Source organism: Streptomyces sp. Je 1-369 (assembly GCF_026810505.1).
Taxonomy (GTDB): domain Bacteria; phylum Actinomycetota; class Actinomycetes; order Streptomycetales; family Streptomycetaceae; genus Streptomyces.
Window position 1 is genome coordinate 212,838 of sequence record NZ_CP101750.1, and the last position, 14,860, is coordinate 227,697.

Here is a 14,860-nt window from a genome sequence, read left to right on the forward strand (position 1 = left end):
CGAATCAATACAGTGTATCGACATGAGACAGCGCATCGCAGTAGTCGGGGGTGGCCCCGGCGGCCTCACCCTCGCCCACGTCCTGCACCGTCATGGCCACCCCGTCACCGTCCTCGAACGCGATCCCGCCCCCCACGCCCGGCCCCCGGGCGGCACGCTGGACCTGCACGCGGGGATGGGCCAACTCGCCCTGGAAAAGGCGGGGTTGATGGCGGCGTTCCAGACGTTGTCCCGCCCCGAGGGGCAGGCCATGCGCATCCTGGACACGGACGGGACCGTCCTACGCGACTGGCGACCCCGTCCGGATGACCGGGCCAACCCCGAGATCGACCGCGGGCAACTGCGTGACCTGCTGCTCGGGCCTCTCGATGTCCGGTGGGGGCGGGGCGTGACACAGGTGGTGCCGGGGACTCATGACGGCGTACTGCTCCATTTCGCGGATGGGCGACAGGAGACGTACGACCTCGTGGTCGGCGCGGATGGCGCCTGGTCCCGGACTCGTCCGGCGGTCTCGTCGGTGACGCCGCACTACACCGGCGTCACCACGGTCGAGGCCTCCCTGGACGACGTCGACACTCGCCGCCCGGACCTCGCTCGGCTGGTCGGTGACGGTTCCTTGGCTGTGTACGGCGTCAACCGGGCCATCGTCGCCCAGCGCGTCAGCGGCGGCCACGTCAAGGTGTACGCCCAGTTCCGCGTGCCGCTGGACTGGCACGCGGAACTGGACTTGACCGACGACGTCGAGGCCATGCGCTCGTGCCTGCCGGCGCTGTTCGACGGCTGGGCCGATCCCGTCCTCGATCTCCTCCGGCACAGCACCGCTTTCGCCCACCGTCCCCTCTACGTCCTGCCCGTAGCCCACACTTGGACCCACGTCCCCGGGGTAACGCTGCTGGGCGACGCCGCCCATCTGATGCCTCCATTGGGGGCGGGCGCCAACCTGGCGATGCTGGAAGGCGCCGAACTCGCCGAGTCCATCGTCGCCGCTCCCGGCCCCGGAGAGCTGGACGAAGCCGTCCGCTCCTTCGAGGAACAGATGTGGGCGCGGGCCGGCAGGTGGGCGAGGATCACGGCGGCCGGCCTGGAACGTCTCGTGAGCCCGGATCCCGCCGAAGCCCTCGCCCTCTTCGACCACGTCCAGCCATCCTGACTGCCTGCTGCCTGCTGCCTGCTGCCTGCTGCCTGCTGCCTCAGGGGGGCTTCTCATACGATCAAGTCGTCAAGCCACGGGGAAGTTCGCTGCCTCTGCCCCAGCGCACCCACAGGACTTCGGCCCAGTCGTCGGCATCCGGGCCCGGGTCCGCGAGCTGCGGCACCGGGCCGGGAGCCGTCTCGATCAAATGCACGAGCGTCCAGGCGAGGCCGTAGCAGTCGTCGGGACCGAAGCAGGTGGCCAGGGCGGCGGCCTCTTCGGGGGTGACGGGGCCTGAGATCGCCGTCAGCCGGCGTTCACGCCGGTCGAACTCTTCCTCGCTCACATCCCAGTCGGGAAGCGGTCCGTCGCCGACGAACGTCTGCACCTCGGATCTCATGACCGGATGATCGTCTCCCATGCCGTCCTCGCACAAGCTGCCCGTGCCAGCCGCTGAAGCGACCGAACCTGGCGATTCCGTCCAGTCCATGACGCCGAGGTCGTCGATGACGGCGAGCAGCTCCTGTCTCCCCCTGTCTCCCCCTGCTGGCGCGTAGGCCCACGCGGCCGGAGAACCGGCGGGCTGACGGACTGGCAGACTGACGGACTGGTGAACCGGCGAGCTGGCGGACCAACTGGCCGCAGGCCGGACGCCGAGCCCCCTCCACGCACGCTCCGGTAGTGGGACTTTCTTCCGGCACGGGCCCTAGCCGTTGCTTTGCGCTGGGCCGGGGCCGTGGAACGCCGCGGCCGCCGTCGAGCGGCTGGCAGCGGGCGAGGAGTCCGAGGTGCGCGGCGGGGACGGCGCTGACGCGCAGGGTGTAGCCCTGGCCACGGCGCGACCGGATGGGCAGGATGCCGCGCACGAGCGGCTCCAGACCTTGCCCGTCGTGCATGTTCGCAAGCGAGATGCCCAGGGACAGCGGCAACCCGTTCCTGTCTGTGATCAGGTGAATTTTCGATCCGAGCTTGCCGCGATCGGTCGGATTCGGTCCGGTCAGTGGCCCCCCTTTGCGCCCGCAGGTTTCCACTCGGCGAACCGTCGATAGACCGTCTGCCAGCTTGGGCCGAAGACCGGTGGCAATTGCCGCCATGCACAGCCCGATGTGGGCACGAAGACGATCGCGGCCAGGGCCTCACGGTCACCTGCCCGACGGCGACCACCGCCCTGCGGGCGTTTCACCTCCGTCGGCGACACCACCCGCCGGAACAGGACCCGCATCTCGTCCGGCCAACCTCTCGATGAGATCCGTTATGAAGGGGTCGCGAAACCATGGTGAATAATCGCCGCCTTAAAGGACGGCTGGTAATCCGCTGCAACGGTGCGGACGGTCTGGGTGACGAGCGGGACGGGGTCGAGGTCGGCTCCTCCGCATTGGTTCAGAGCGCTGCTGAGGGGAAGCCCCGCGAGAGTGCTGTTGGCCGCGCCCGGACCATGTGTGGTGGCGCCGTCTGTATGGGCACCCGTGTTCTGGTTGGCGCAGCTGGTGCCGAAGGCCGGGGACAGGAAATCACCGACGCCTCCGGCTGCCGCCGGGCCCGCAGTAGCGAGTCCGCCTGCCAGGGCAGCTGTGGCAAGGCCCAAAGGCATGACGATTCGTTGCATGATCACTCCGTGTAAACGGCAGCGCCATCGTAAAGTCACTGCGGACCTCTGGCGCCATACCTCGGTGCGCGCTGGCCGACGCCTCGTGCACCCGCCGCTTGGCCGCTGTACGCGAATGCGACCGCCGACGGCGCTGGCTCACAATCCGGAGCTGCAATCCGTACCGCCGTCGCCGACCTCCTGCCCGACCACACTGCCAGCCACCGGAGGCGCAAGAGCCCCCTGATCGGGCTCCGCAAGACCGCACTCTGACCACGTCGGAGATCATTTACGGGACAGCCCTTAGATACGCGAGTTGCGCACCGACTGCCACACGGCACCGGCCAGCGCACGCGTCGCCCGCGGGACCGACAGCCCTTCGTGCCGGCGGTACAGATCCCAGTTGTAGGGAACGAGGGACAGTTTGTTGGAGGACAGCGAATCCGCCTGGTGCGCCCGGTACACCGCTAGGGGCTCGGTCAGGCCCCGCGCGTCGGCTCCGTCACGCATGATCGACAGCCACAGCGCGTAGTCCTGCCGCTTACGCATCTCCGGCATCAACCTCGTGCCAAGGACGTTGCGGTCGTACATGGCGGTCAGCGCACCGATGTGATCCCGGACCAGCATCGCGCCGTAGTCCACATGCTCGCGCGCGCGAACGACGCGGCCGTTCGGAGTGAAGTCGGTGCTCTCGCCCTTGTGGTCGGCGTCCATCTTGAAGTACGAGGTGAAGGTCAGCGGCGCGCTGCCCGCCTGCGCGAAAGCGATCTGCCGCTCGGCCTTCTCCGGCAGCCACATGTCGTCGCTGTCGAGGAAGGCGACGTAGTCACCCCGGGCCCGCTCGATGGCGAGATTGCGGGCCCGCCCGGCACCACCCCGCTCGGCCGCCCGTTTCGGCAGGACACGCTCGTCCTGCCGGGCGAACTCCCTGAGCAGGTCCATGGAGCCGTCGGACGACTGATCGTCGGTGGCCAGCAGCTCCAGGTCGCTGTGGGTCTGCGTGAGCACCGACCGGACAGCTGCGCCGAGCGTGACGACCGAGTTGTGGACGGGCATCACGACAGACACCAAAGGCACGGTACTTCTCCTTGCTCGGCCAGAACGACGGTCAATTCAAACACCCCGACAAGGGGGGCTGACCTGCTGCGGCGATGTGGGGGGTGCGAGCATCGTCGAATACGAGATGTCGACGAGTTGGTCCGAGCGGATGATCCGGCGTGGCCGGAGCTACGCAGGTTGATTTCGGCTAGCTCCGCGCGCGTTCAGGTGCTGTCCGTCGACGTTTCCGAGTGAGGTTCAGTTAGTCATGGCACGCGGTCCGGTGCGGGGGCGTCTGGCGTGAACGGTCACGGTGTGACGGGGCGTGCGTGTTCCCGCCCTGCCGGCGGCCGTCACCGACTCCGTGAGTTGGCCTCGGTCGTCCCGCCCTTGAGACGGACGTCGCGGCTCCTGCCCCACAGCGTGGCGCCGTAACCCGCAACCGTCGGGTGCCGGGGAACGCGCTGAGTCATGAGGCGGGGCAGGCGGAGTGGGTGAGGCGGGACGAGGTGCGGGCGTCGTCACAGGGGAGTGCGTCGCCACAGGGAGGCACCGCTGCTCTCATGGCCGGGCCCCCGGTCTCGCATAATGGTCACTGCCTGGACCTGAGGGCCCGACGCTGTGTTTACATGCGTGTGTTCACCGGATCCCCCGTACCGGCCGTGTCAGAAAGGGCCCCTTTGACCACGCGACCCGAGACGAAGGCAGCGCTCTCACGGCTGCGCACCGAGATCGAAGACCGCAACCCGGCCCAGCCGGAGTTCCACCAGGCCGTCCGCGAGGTCCTTGAGACGTTGGCGCCGGTCATCGCCGCTCACCCCGAGTACGCCGACGCCGCCCTGATCGAGCGGCTGTGCGAACCGGAGCGGCAGATCGTGTTCCGGGTGCCGTGGCAGGACGACCGCGGTCGCGTACGGGTCAACCGCGGCTTCCGGGTGGAGTTCAACAGCGCGCTCGGACCGTACAAGGGCGGTCTGCGCTTCCATCCGTCGGTGAACCTCGGCGTCATCAAGTTCCTGGGCTTCGAGCAGATCTTCAAGAACGCGCTGACGGGCCTCGGCATCGGCGGCGGCAAGGGCGGCAGCGACTTCGACCCGCATGGCCGCAGCGACGCGGAAGTCATGCGGTTCTGCCAGTCGTTCATGACGGAGCTGTACCGGCACATCGGCGAGCACACGGACGTACCCGCCGGTGACATCGGCGTCGGCGGCCGGGAAATCGGCTACCTGTTCGGACAGTACCGGCGCATCACCAACCGTTGGGAAGCGGGCGTCCTCACCGGCAAGGGCCGGAACTGGGGCGGCTCGCTGATTCGTCCGGAGGCCACCGGATACGGCAACGTCCTGTTCGCGGCGGCGATGCTGCGCGAGCGCGGCGAGGAGCTCGAGGGCCGGACAGCGGTCGTATCCGGCTCCGGGAACGTCGCCATCTACACCATCCAGAAACTCGCCGCGTTGGGCGCCAACGCCGTGACCTGCTCGGATTCATCCGGCTACGTGGTCGACGACAAGGGCATCGACCTGGACCTCCTCAAGCAGGTCAAGGAGGTCGAACGCGCCCGGGTGGACACCTACGCCCAACGCCGCGGCGCCTCCGCCCGCTTCGTGCCCGGCAGGCGGGTCTGGGAGGTACCGGCCGACATCGCGCTGCCGTCGGCCACGCAGAACGAGCTGGACGCCGACGACGCCGCCGCTCTGATCCGCAACGGCGTGAAAGCGGTCTCGGAGGGCGCCAACATGCCGACGACCCCCGAGGCCGTGCGCCTCTTCCAGGAGGCGGGTGTCTCCTTCGGGCCCGGCAAGGCGGCCAACGCGGGCGGCGTCGCGGTCAGCGCGCTGGAGATGGCGCAGAACCACGCCCGTACGTCGTGGTCGGCGGAGCGTGTCGAGGACGAACTGACGCGCATCATGAACGACATCCACCGCACGTGTCACGAGACCGCCGAGCGCTATGGCGCTACCGGGGACTATGTGACGGGCGCGAACATCGCCGGCTTCGAACGGGTGGCGGACGCGATGACCGCCCAGGGCGTCATCTGACCCGACGTTCCACCACAGGTCGCGTCGGCCACCGGAACGGCTCCGGCGCCGTCCTCGGAGTGGGGCGCCGCCGAGGCCGACGGTTCCATCACCCATACGAGCGACCGCACCTGACAGAGTGACCGCAATAGCCTCCCCGTGCCTGATGCGTCGTCCGACTTGCACGGGTGGCGTAGCGGCCGTGCCGCTCACGGCCACTGACCGTGTATCGCTCCATTGCCTGACGGCACGGGTCGGGACATCGCCGACCAGAGGACGCTCGAATTCACCCGCCCGAGCATCGTTCCAAGGCTACGGATCGGGGGTGCACCGGATGCGGCCCGCCCCGGGGGCTGGATGAATGGGGTGGGAGAACCAGGAACCTCCGCATGCACAGGAGAATCATGAGCGCACGCACTGGCCTCGTCGGCCTCGGTCTGGCCTTCGCCACAGTACTCGGCCCCCTCGCCACGACAGGCACCGCGGCCGAACCACCCCCCGCCCCCACCTCCGCCACCACCTCCGAGAACAAGCTCACCGACAGCATCTGCGCATACATCCAGGACGTCCTCAAGGACATCAAGATCCTGCAGCAGATCAAAATTGACGGCCTGAACCCGCAGACAGTCGGGCTCTGCGGAAAAGACACCCGCCCCACCTCCATCACCCCACAGGGTGAGCGCACCGATGCGGTCGAAATCGATTTCGCCGAGCTCTTCGCAAGCACCACGTAGCTCGGTCAGCGACTCACCGCCTTCGGTACACGGTGCCGGGCTCTTCTCTCGGATCCAAGAGCCCGGCACCGCGCTTCGGGCTTCGCGTCGCCCGTTGACGGTGAACGCTGCGGGCAGGAAGAGAGGCGAGCGCGCCTTGTACCGGAACCCGCTCAGCGGCCGCCTGTGCTGCACCGCCAGGTCCAGCGGCGAGGGAGCCAGGAGAGGGCCGTGAATCACCAGGTCCGGATAGCCCTCGACGGTCCGGCTGTAGTCGGCGTCGCGGCCCTCGCACGTGGGCTACGCGAAGACCTCTCCTCGCCCGGATCGTGTGACCTGCCTTGCCTGTCGTGAGCACGCGCGGCGCGAGCACCTGCGCAAGCATCGCGACCTTGCACAGAGGTTTTCCGACACGGAGCGCTGAGTCCAGCAGCCTGCTCTCGTCCCTGGTGCCGACCTGGCCGAAACAGCGGCGGCTGCTACCCGGGGCCAGGGACGCCGGTGACCTCGGCGGTCGCCCGGGCGACGGCCTGCGTCAGCGGCACGTCGACCTGACAAGGTGACGTGGTCTCAGGGCGGCGACACCGGCTACGTCGAGGACCCCAGCCCCCAGCCCCAGTGTCACAGCCACAGCCACAGCCACAGCCACAGCCACAGCCACAGCCACCAGTGATGAGCACGGAGTCCGACTGTCTACCCCCCGTCGGCCTCCTGGTCGGCGGCTTCGTTGGCGCGGTCGATTTCGGCCATGTGCTCCTCCGCCCAGGTCCTCAGCCCCGCAAGCGCGGCTTCCAGGGACAAGCCGAGTCCCGTGAGTCGGTAGAAGACCCGTGGGGGCACGGTCGGTTCGACCCGGCGCGACACGAGCCCGTCGCGGGTCAGGCTGCGCAGCGTCACGGACAGCATCTTCTGTGAGACGCCGGGCATCCGGCGTCTCAGCTCCGCGAAACGCACCTCGTCCGGTGCGGCACCGGCGAGGGTCTTGACGGCCATGGACGTCCACTTCGTACCGATGCGGTCAAGCAACTGGCGCGTCGGGCAATCGGGATCGAACAGATCGCCGCGTACCCCGCGACCGGCGGCCCCGGCTCCTCGGGTGGTCACCTCTCGTCGGGTGGTCACCTGCGGCTCACCACCTTCCCTGAAAGTGCCGTCTAGGAAGCGGTCGGACAGTTTCCTATCGTTCTGTGGTCACCAATGGTAACCATCCAACCAGCCATCGGCAGCCAGCCAAGGGAGCCGTCTTGCCCGTCACCACCGAACACCGCCTACGCCGCATCACGACGAACGGAGTCCAACTCAACGTCGCCATCGCCGGGGACGGACCAGCGGTTCTCCTGCTGCACGGCTTCCCCCACACCTGGCAGCTCTGGAGCGGCATCATGGACCGCCTGGCCGGGCAGTATCGGGTCATCGCCCCGGACCTTCGAGGTTTCGGTGCCAGTACACGTGCCGTCGAGGGGTACGACGCAGGCACCCTCGCCGCCGACGTCGAAGGGCTGCTCGACGCGCTCGGCGAGCCCTCGGCAGCGGTGGTCGGCATCGACGCGGGCACCGCCCCCGCCGTCCTGCTCGCGCTGCGCCGACCCGGCCTCGTCCGGCGCCTGGTCGTGATGGAGGCACTGCTCGGGCGTCTGCCCGGAGCAGAGCACGTCGTCGCGGGCGGAGCCCCGTGGTGGTTCGGCTTCCACGCCGTCCCCGGCCTCGCCGAGACCGTCCTGGCCGGCAACGAGGCCCCGTACATCGACTGGTTCCTCGACTCTGGGACGCTCGGGCGAGGCGTACCCGACGACATTCGTGCGGCCTTCGTGGACGCGTACACCGGGGGTGAGGCCCTGCGCTGCGCGTTCTCCTATTACCGGGCCCTTCCCACCAGCGCGCAGCAGATCCAGGATGCCGTCGCTGCGGCCCGGCTGACCATGCCCACCATGGCCGTCGGCTCCCACCCCGTCGGCCCCGGGCTCGAATGTCAGCTCCGTCCCGTCGCCGATGATCTGGTCGGACACCACATCCAGGACTGCGGCCACATCATCCCCCTCGACCGCCCCGACGCGTTGCTCGCGCTCCTTGCTCCCTTTCTCGCGGCCGATCTACCGACGTGACCTGCCCGGCGGAACGATCGAGCGGCCGGAACAGCGAAAGCGGTTGCTCGATCTTGCGGATCCCGTCGCCGACGACCACGACGTCCCGCGGCTGCTCGTCAGGGGATGACCGGCACGGTCTCGGCGCTGTTGGTCGACCAGTTGGTGACGATGGGCTTGTCGACGTCGGCGGGCTCGGGCAGCTTCAGTTCGGCGGGGTTGGAGTCGTCCTCGGTCAGGGCGACGATGACGCTCTCGAACTCGGTGCCGCCGTCGGTGTCGGTGGTCTTGGGGCTGATGCCGGTATAGGCGACCGCGGAGCCGGTGAGCTTGATGGGGTCTTCGCCGCCTTGCCCGACGGGGGACGCCACGCCTTCCGTACCGGAACCGAAGGACACGCTGGGGGTGTTGACGTCCAGGTAGCAGGTGATGCCGGACTTGGCCTTGGCGGTGACCTGGTAGTAGCCGCCGGCCTGGGACTTGGAAGTGAGCGTGAAGCTCACGTCGTTGGTGCCACAGGCTTGTCCGTAACCGCTCTTCTTGTCACCGCCGCCCTCGGTGCCGGAGTCGGAGCCGGAGTCGGCTTTGCCGCTGCCCTTAACGGAGTTGGAGTCGGAGCCGCTGGACGAGCTGTCGTTCGCGGAGCCCTCGCCTCCGGCGCTCCCGGAGGAGGAGGCCGTGGACGTTCCGGAACCCGCGGTGTCCTCGGGGCCGCACGCGGTGGCGGTGGCGGTGAGGGCCGTCACCGCCGCGGCAGCCAGGACGAGGCGGGCGGAACGGGCGGCACGACGCGAACGCATGATGATCTCCAGGACCTGTCGGTAACGGTGTCTCCTGCTGACACCGCCGACACTACGACCGCGTTGATCCTCAACTGATCCTGAGAATGTCCGCGTTCTGTCTCAGCGACCTCGACGGGTTGGCGGCGACCCGTGCGCGTGGGGTGGGGTGGTGTGGGTGTGGGTGTCAGTTGTCGCTCGTTCGCAGGAACGTGTCGAGTCGGTCGGTGAAACCCGGCGCCGCGGCGACGAAGTGTCCGGCGCCCGGGTTTACCGTGCGCTCGCCGTCGAGCGTGGCCGCGAGGGCGTCGCAGATCCGCTCGTGTGCGACCGCGTGGTCTCCCGACGCGACGAGCACCGGGACGCGGGCCCGGCGGATGAGGTCGAGCCGTGGACGTGCCCGGCTGGGCAGCCGGGCTCCGTGCGCCCGGCGGACACCGGCGACCACCTCGTCCGGGAGTGGGCCCTCGTCGACGGAGGCCCCCGCGAGGCGCAGGAACTCCCGCAGTTCGGCGGGGTCCGTGTCCATTCCGTGGGTGAGGACCGCGTCGCCGAGGCGCTCGAGCCGTGTTACGTCGGGATCGCCCGGGAGGAGGAAGGCGAGCGGCGGCTCGATCAGGGTGAGCGAGCGCACGCTGCCCGGCGCGGCCGCGGCCGCGATCAACGCCCCGAGGGTGCCGTAGGAGTGGGCGACGACGTGCGGGCGGCCGATGAGCAGCGGCGCCAGGTCCTGGGCGTCCGCCTCGTAGTCCTGGCTTGTCAGTGGTGCCGGGCTCGGCGGATAGCCGCGCCGATGGACGTACGCCAGCGTCCAGCGGTCGGCCAGCGCGGACAGCGCGCCCCACGTCGTCCGCGGGCCCGCGCCCCCGTGCACGAGCAGGACCTCCGGCCCCGAGCCGGTGCGTATCACCACGACTTCGTCCACGAGGCGCGAGCTTAACGGTTCGCGACGGGCCATGACCGATCTCCGTCATTCGGATTCGGCAGTGCCGCATATGATCGAACTGCATGTTTTTGAAGGTGAGGAGATCAACTTTCATGTCTGGTGAGCGAGTTGTCGTCGTCACTGGCGGGGGTACGGGCATCGGTGCTGCGACGGCCCGCTTGCTGCGGGCCGAGGGGCACCACGTCGTGATCGCCGGCAGGAGGCCGCAGCCGCTGCATCAAGTCGCCGCTGAGACCGGGGCCTTGGCTCACCCTGCCGACACCGCGGATCCCGAAGCCGTGCGGAAGCTCGTCGAGACGACGGTGAAGACTTACGGGAGACTTGACGGCCTCGTACTCAACGCCGGAATCGGACGGGGCGGTGCCGTCGGCGACACCGAGGTCGAGGAGTGGGAAGAGCTGCTACGGACCAACCTCACCGGCCCGTTCCTCCTGCTCCGTGCCGCACTGCCGCATCTGCTTGCCGCCCGTGGCGCGGTGGTCGCGGTCGCCTCGGTCGCCGCGCTCCGCAACAGCGCCGGCAACGCCGCGTATGCGACGTCCAAGGCCGGACTGCTCCACCTGTGCCGCTCCCTCGCCGTCGACTACGGGCCGCAGGGGCTGCGGGCCAACTCGGTGTGCCCTGGCTGGGTGCGTACGGAGATGGCCGACCAGCGGATGGCGCGGTTCGCGGCGGAGGCGGGGCTGTCGGGCGGTGCCGAGGAGGCGTACGCGGAGGCGAACCGGCTGACTCCCGTCGGGCGGCCGGGTGATCCGGAGGAGGTCGCTGAGGCGATCGGCTGGCTGCTCTCGCCGGCCGCGTCGTACGTCAACGGGGCCGTCCTCACCGTCGACGGCGGGGTGACCACGGTCGGCGTCGGCGGCGCCGCCTTCGACTACCGCATCGAGGCGCGCGCCCCGCGCCAGTAGCGGACCACCGGACAGGGCTGCTCTCCGCCGGACGGGCCGCCTACTCACGCCGGACAGGCACCCTCTCCGCCGGACAGGCACGCTCTCTCCCCCACCGACCGCTCGGCGCCGTCGACCGTTCGGGCCGCGCTTCCCCATAGGGCAGAATGTCTGCTTCATGGGGGTAGGCCTGTTGGGGGTTGTGTGCTGCTCGTCGATCTGTCCACGGTGGCGCCGCGCGAGCGGGCCGACGCGTTTCATCATGCGTTGACCGATTCTCTGGTGCCCAATGACGTGGTCCACGAGGAGCCGGAGACGGGGATTCACGCGCGCATGGAGTTGTGGCAGGTGGGTGGGCTCGGGCTCTTCTCGACGCGTAACTCCGGCTTCGAGGTGCGCCGAAGCGACCGGCACGTGCGTCATCACCGCAGCCGGCCCGTCATCTCGGTCTCGCTTCAGCCGGAAGGTGTCCATCGGGCCGAGATCGCGGGGCGGCGGCAGCTCCTCGGGCCGGACGACATCTGCGTGTTCCACGAGTTGTCGCCCCGCGTCTACGGATGGTCGGGCGACGGCGCCTCCCAGTCCATGATGTTCGACGTGGACCGCCTCGACGTGCCGGTGGACGCCGTGGTGCGGGCCTCGGCGCGGCTGCGCGCCAGCCCCATGTACAGCCTGGTCCTGAACCATCTGCGCGGGGTCTGGCACGACCCCGGGCGGCTTGAGGGCGACCCCGGCGCCGGCGCCCTCGCCGCGGCCACCACCGAGCTCGTCCGCGCGCTGCTCCTGTCCGCCGCGCACGCCGAGGAGTCCCCCGTCGTCCGCTCGGCGATGGACGAGACGCTGCTCACGCGGGTCCTGGCGTACGCCCGTCGCCATCTCGCCGACCGCGACCTGACACCGGAGCGGATCGCGCGGGAGCACGCCGTCTCAGTGCGCACGCTCTACGCCCTGCTCAACGACGCGGACATCAGCCTGGAGCAGTGGCTCATCACCGAGCGCCTCGCCAAGGCGCGCGACATGCTGACCGCGCCGCGCTACGACCGGCTCACCGTCGCCGCGGTGGCCGCCCGGTGCGGGTTCACCAGCCCGAGTCACTTCAGCCGCCGGTTCCAGGCCGCGTACGGCACGTCCCCCGGCGAGTGGCGTCGGCACCGCGACGCCGCGAGCACGGACGGCCGTTGAGGAGCGCGGGTACGGAGCGCGTTCAGGCCGTGTGCAGGGCGGCGTGCAAGGTGTCCGTCACCTGGATGCGGGCCGCCCGGGACGCCTCGGTCCCGCGGAGCAGGTCGAAGAGCACGAAGCCGTGGATCGTGCCTTGATAGCGGATCGACACGACGGGTACGTCCGCCTCCCTCAGCCGGGCCGCGTACGCCTCGCCCTCGTCGCGGAGCACATCGGCCTCGGCCGTCAGAACCAGCGCCGGCGGCAGTCCGAGCAGCCGGTCCACGGGTGCGCGCAGCGGTGAGACTGCGCCGTGCGCGCGGCTCTCGCGGTCCGGCGCGTACTGCTGCCAGTAGCCGTGCATGGCGGCGCGGCTGAGGAAGTAGCCGTCCGCGAACCGCCGGTAGGACGGGGTGTCCATCCCCGCGTCCGTCACCGGGCAGAGCAGCACCTGGTGCCGGAAGTCCGGACCGCCGCGCTCGCGCGCCACGAGCGTGAGGGCCGCGGCCTGCTGGGCGCCCGCGCTCGCGCCGACGACCGCCATCCTGGCCCCGTCCAGGCGGCACTCCGCTCCGTGCCGGGCGACCCAGTGGGCCACCGTGTGGGCGCGCTCCACCGCGTGCGGGTGGCGGGCGTCCCGCGGGGTGTCGTACTCGGGGACGACCACGGCGGCGTCCGCGCCGAGCACGAGATCCGCCAGCAGCCGCCGGTGCGCGTACGCGTCGGTCAGCATCCAGCCGAGGCCGTGCAGATACAGCACGACCGGCAGCGGCTCGTCGGTGCCGGCCGGCCGCAGGATCCGTACCCTGATGCGGTTTCCGTCGGCTCCCGGCAGCGCGAGCCACTCCTCCTCGACGTCCGGATCGTCCGCGCCGCCGCCGTCCCACAGGGCTGCCATGCGGGACCTGGACGGGGTGGGGTCGGACGCGGTCTCGGACTCGGGCGCGGAGTCGGAGGCGGAAGCGAACTCAGGCTCGGGCGCGGGCTCGGGCGCGGCGGGGCAGGAATACGTTTCGGCGAAGGCCCTCGTGCGCCGTTCGAGCACCGGTGGCTCCCCGGGGGCCGGGACGTCTGCTTCCACGGGAACTCCTGCGCAGGGGGCGGATCGCGGGGCCGTTCGCGGCTCGGCCGGCTCGGAGTACTCACCCTAGGGCGCCATCGGCCGGAAAGGGGACCGGCCGACCCACTGATCCGTGCCGCTGCGTGCACACTTCGGGCGCAGCGGCTTACGCGGGCGCGAAAGGCAGTCATATGACCTAACGCCTCCCGCGGCCGTCCGCCCAGACTCACGGTCATGGGCCGTGGACCAGGGGTGACCGTCCCCCTCTGCCACGCACAGGGCACCGGCCCGGGGACGGTTGAAAGGAGCCCTCCGTGAGCGCTCGATCCGCAGCGGCCGTGTCGCCGGGCGCCGAGACCTCGACCGACGTGGAGTCAGCCTTCGCGCGCTGGCTCACGCCTCTAGTGACAGCCGACGACATGGGCAGCCGCACCGACGGGTCCGTGACGCTCCGGCGGTTCGGATACGTCCGCATGCTCACCTGCGTGTCCGTGTCAGGGCCGTTGCGGCTGGCCCGCGGTCCCGGCCCGACCGCGCCGGGCGCGGAGGATGCGGTCGCGCTGCTCGTCCCCCGCGAGGGGATGGTGCGGCTGGTCCAGGACGGGCGCGGCGTTTCCGTGGTGCCGGGTGAGTCGGCCCTCGTCGACCTGCGCCGCGCCTTCTCCATCGAGTACGAGGGCACGGCCCGGTCCGTTCTCCTGCGGCTGCCCCTGCACGCGCTGCACGTTCCCTCGGTGCCTTTGCGGTCCCTCACGGCCCGCGCGCTCCCGCCGCCCGCGGGCTCCGCGGCGGTGCTCCCCGCCCTGCTCCAGCACTTGGAGACGTCGGCCTCGCGGGTATCCGCCCCGGTGGGCGAACGACTCGGCGGCCTCGTCACGGATCTGGTCGCCGGGCTCGTCGAGGACCTCGCCGAGGCCACGGAAGGGCCACCGGAGGACGACAGGCATCCCTTGGTGGTCACGATCCGCCAGTACGTCGACCGTCACCTCGGCGACCCGGAACTGTCCGCGGAACGGATCGCCGCGGCGCACCTGATCTCGGTCCGCTATCTGCACCGCCTCTTCGAGGCCGAGGGAGTCACCGTCGGCCGCCTGATCCAGCGTCTGCGCGTCGAACGGTGCGCGGGTGAACTCACCCGCCGCGGCCGGAGCAGCCCGTCCATCGCCGTGGTCGCGGCCCGCTGGGGCTTCCGAAGCCCGGCGCACTTCAGCCGCGCGTTCAAGTCCGTGTACGGGCATCCGCCGCAGCAGTGGCGGCGGATGGTGATGTCCGGGACGGCCGACGCGACGGGGGCGTGTCTCTGAGTGCGTCGTCGGTGGCGGGGGCTTTGGGGGCCTTCGCTACACCCTCGACGCCGGGCGGCCCCGGGCCTTCGGTCCGCCAACGGCCGCAGGCGGCTTCGGGTCCTTCGGCGCACCATCAACGGCGAGCTGGCCCGAAGCCTTCGCTACGTCGCCAAC

At 70.2% G+C, this 14,860-nt stretch carries 13 protein-coding genes and 1 pseudogene; 7 read left to right on the forward strand and 7 right to left on the reverse strand.

The window, feature by feature from the left end:
* Nucleotides 1-22: 22 nt before the first annotated feature.
* Entirely contained in the window at nucleotides 23-1,150 is a 1,128-nt protein-coding gene (locus tag NOO62_RS00955; protein WP_268768966.1) for an FAD-dependent oxidoreductase, read from the forward strand.
* Nucleotides 1,151-1,211: 61 nt separating this feature from the next.
* Here NOO62_RS00955 and NOO62_RS00960 read toward each other — a convergent pair whose 3' ends face one another.
* The 3 genes and pseudogenes from NOO62_RS00960 to NOO62_RS00975 all read right to left on the reverse strand — a co-directional run bounded on the left by NOO62_RS00960 (nucleotide 1,212) and on the right by NOO62_RS00975 (nucleotide 3,794).
* On the reverse strand, nucleotides 1,212-1,532 hold the full coding sequence (locus NOO62_RS00960; protein ID WP_268768967.1) for a hypothetical protein: 321 nt from the start codon (nucleotides 1,530-1,532) through the stop codon (nucleotides 1,212-1,214).
* A 430-nt stretch (nucleotides 1,533-1,962) separates the two neighbouring features.
* Nucleotides 1,963-2,354: pseudogene (locus NOO62_RS39195) on the reverse strand (transposase); the annotation flags it as partial.
* Nucleotides 2,355-3,020: 666 nt separating this feature from the next.
* Entirely contained in the window at nucleotides 3,021-3,794 is a 774-nt protein-coding gene (locus NOO62_RS00975; RefSeq protein ID WP_268768969.1) for a glycosyltransferase family 2 protein, read from the reverse strand.
* A 641-nt stretch (nucleotides 3,795-4,435) separates the two neighbouring features.
* On the opposite strand from NOO62_RS00975, the gene gdhA reads away from it, so the two are divergent.
* Both gdhA and NOO62_RS00985 read left to right on the forward strand, forming a co-directional pair.
* Nucleotides 4,436-5,794: an NADP-specific glutamate dehydrogenase gene (gene gdhA, locus NOO62_RS00980; RefSeq protein ID WP_268768970.1), complete on the forward strand. Its 1,359-nt coding sequence runs from the start codon at nucleotides 4,436-4,438 to the stop codon at nucleotides 5,792-5,794.
* Nucleotides 5,795-6,177: 383 nt separating this feature from the next.
* On the forward strand, nucleotides 6,178-6,507 hold the full coding sequence (locus tag NOO62_RS00985) for a hypothetical protein (protein ID WP_268768971.1): 330 nt from the start codon (nucleotides 6,178-6,180) through the stop codon (nucleotides 6,505-6,507).
* Nucleotides 6,508-7,179: 672 nt separating this feature from the next.
* On the opposite strand, the gene NOO62_RS00990 is transcribed toward NOO62_RS00985, so the two are convergent.
* Nucleotides 7,180-7,590 carry a winged helix-turn-helix transcriptional regulator gene (locus NOO62_RS00990; RefSeq protein WP_268775417.1) on the reverse strand — a complete coding sequence of 137 codons (411 nt, stop codon included), beginning with the start codon at nucleotides 7,588-7,590 and terminating at the stop codon, nucleotides 7,180-7,182.
* A gap of 140 nt (nucleotides 7,591-7,730) precedes the next feature.
* Between NOO62_RS00990 and NOO62_RS00995 the strand changes: the two genes are divergently transcribed.
* Nucleotides 7,731-8,588 carry an alpha/beta hydrolase gene (locus NOO62_RS00995; RefSeq protein WP_268768972.1) on the forward strand — a complete coding sequence of 286 codons (858 nt, stop codon included), beginning with the start codon at nucleotides 7,731-7,733 and terminating at the stop codon, nucleotides 8,586-8,588.
* 98 nt (nucleotides 8,589-8,686) lie between these two features.
* Here the strand turns inward: NOO62_RS00995 and NOO62_RS01000 are convergent, their stop codons facing one another.
* Complete coding sequence (locus NOO62_RS01000) at nucleotides 8,687-9,367, reverse strand: hypothetical protein (protein ID WP_268768973.1); 681 nt, start codon at nucleotides 9,365-9,367, stop codon at nucleotides 8,687-8,689.
* A 166-nt stretch (nucleotides 9,368-9,533) separates the two neighbouring features.
* On the reverse strand, nucleotides 9,534-10,271 hold the full coding sequence (locus NOO62_RS01005) for an alpha/beta fold hydrolase (protein ID WP_268768974.1): 738 nt from the start codon (nucleotides 10,269-10,271) through the stop codon (nucleotides 9,534-9,536).
* A gap of 113 nt (nucleotides 10,272-10,384) precedes the next feature.
* On the opposite strand from NOO62_RS01005, the gene NOO62_RS01010 reads away from it, so the two are divergent.
* Both NOO62_RS01010 and NOO62_RS01015 read left to right on the forward strand, forming a co-directional pair.
* Entirely contained in the window at nucleotides 10,385-11,200 is an 816-nt protein-coding gene (locus NOO62_RS01010; protein ID WP_268768975.1) for an SDR family NAD(P)-dependent oxidoreductase, read from the forward strand.
* A gap of 246 nt (nucleotides 11,201-11,446) precedes the next feature.
* Nucleotides 11,447-12,361, forward strand: coding sequence for a helix-turn-helix domain-containing protein (locus tag NOO62_RS01015; protein ID WP_268768976.1), 915 nt, complete (start codon nucleotides 11,447-11,449; stop codon nucleotides 12,359-12,361).
* Nucleotides 12,362-12,383: 22 nt separating this feature from the next.
* Here NOO62_RS01015 and NOO62_RS01020 read toward each other — a convergent pair whose 3' ends face one another.
* The gene (locus tag NOO62_RS01020) at nucleotides 12,384-13,421 is read right to left on the reverse strand and encodes an alpha/beta hydrolase (RefSeq protein ID WP_268768977.1); all 1,038 of its coding nucleotides are present in this window, start codon (nucleotides 13,419-13,421) and stop codon (nucleotides 12,384-12,386) included.
* A gap of 293 nt (nucleotides 13,422-13,714) precedes the next feature.
* On the opposite strand from NOO62_RS01020, the gene NOO62_RS01025 reads away from it, so the two are divergent.
* Nucleotides 13,715-14,704: a helix-turn-helix domain-containing protein gene (locus tag NOO62_RS01025; protein ID WP_268768978.1), complete on the forward strand. Its 990-nt coding sequence runs from the start codon at nucleotides 13,715-13,717 to the stop codon at nucleotides 14,702-14,704.
* The last annotated feature ends 156 nt before the right edge of the window (nucleotides 14,705-14,860 follow it).

What these genes read in the sequence shown, in the direction of transcription:
- NOO62_RS01010 (WP_268768975.1), top strand. Translation starts at nt 10,385, where the DNA reads ATGTCTGGTGAGCGAGTTGTCGTCGTCACTGGCGGGGGTACGGGCATC.
- NOO62_RS00985 (WP_268768971.1), top strand. Translation starts at nt 6,178, where the DNA reads ATGAGCGCACGCACTGGCCTCGTCGGCCTCGGTCTGGCCTTCGCCACA.
- NOO62_RS01000 (WP_268768973.1), bottom strand. Translation starts at nt 9,367, where the DNA reads ATGCGTTCGCGTCGTGCCGCCCGTTCCGCCCGCCTCGTCCTGGCTGCC.
- NOO62_RS00960 (WP_268768967.1), bottom strand. Translation starts at nt 1,532, where the DNA reads ATGAGATCCGAGGTGCAGACGTTCGTCGGCGACGGACCGCTTCCCGAC.
- NOO62_RS00955 (WP_268768966.1), top strand. Translation starts at nt 23, where the DNA reads ATGAGACAGCGCATCGCAGTAGTCGGGGGTGGCCCCGGCGGCCTCACC.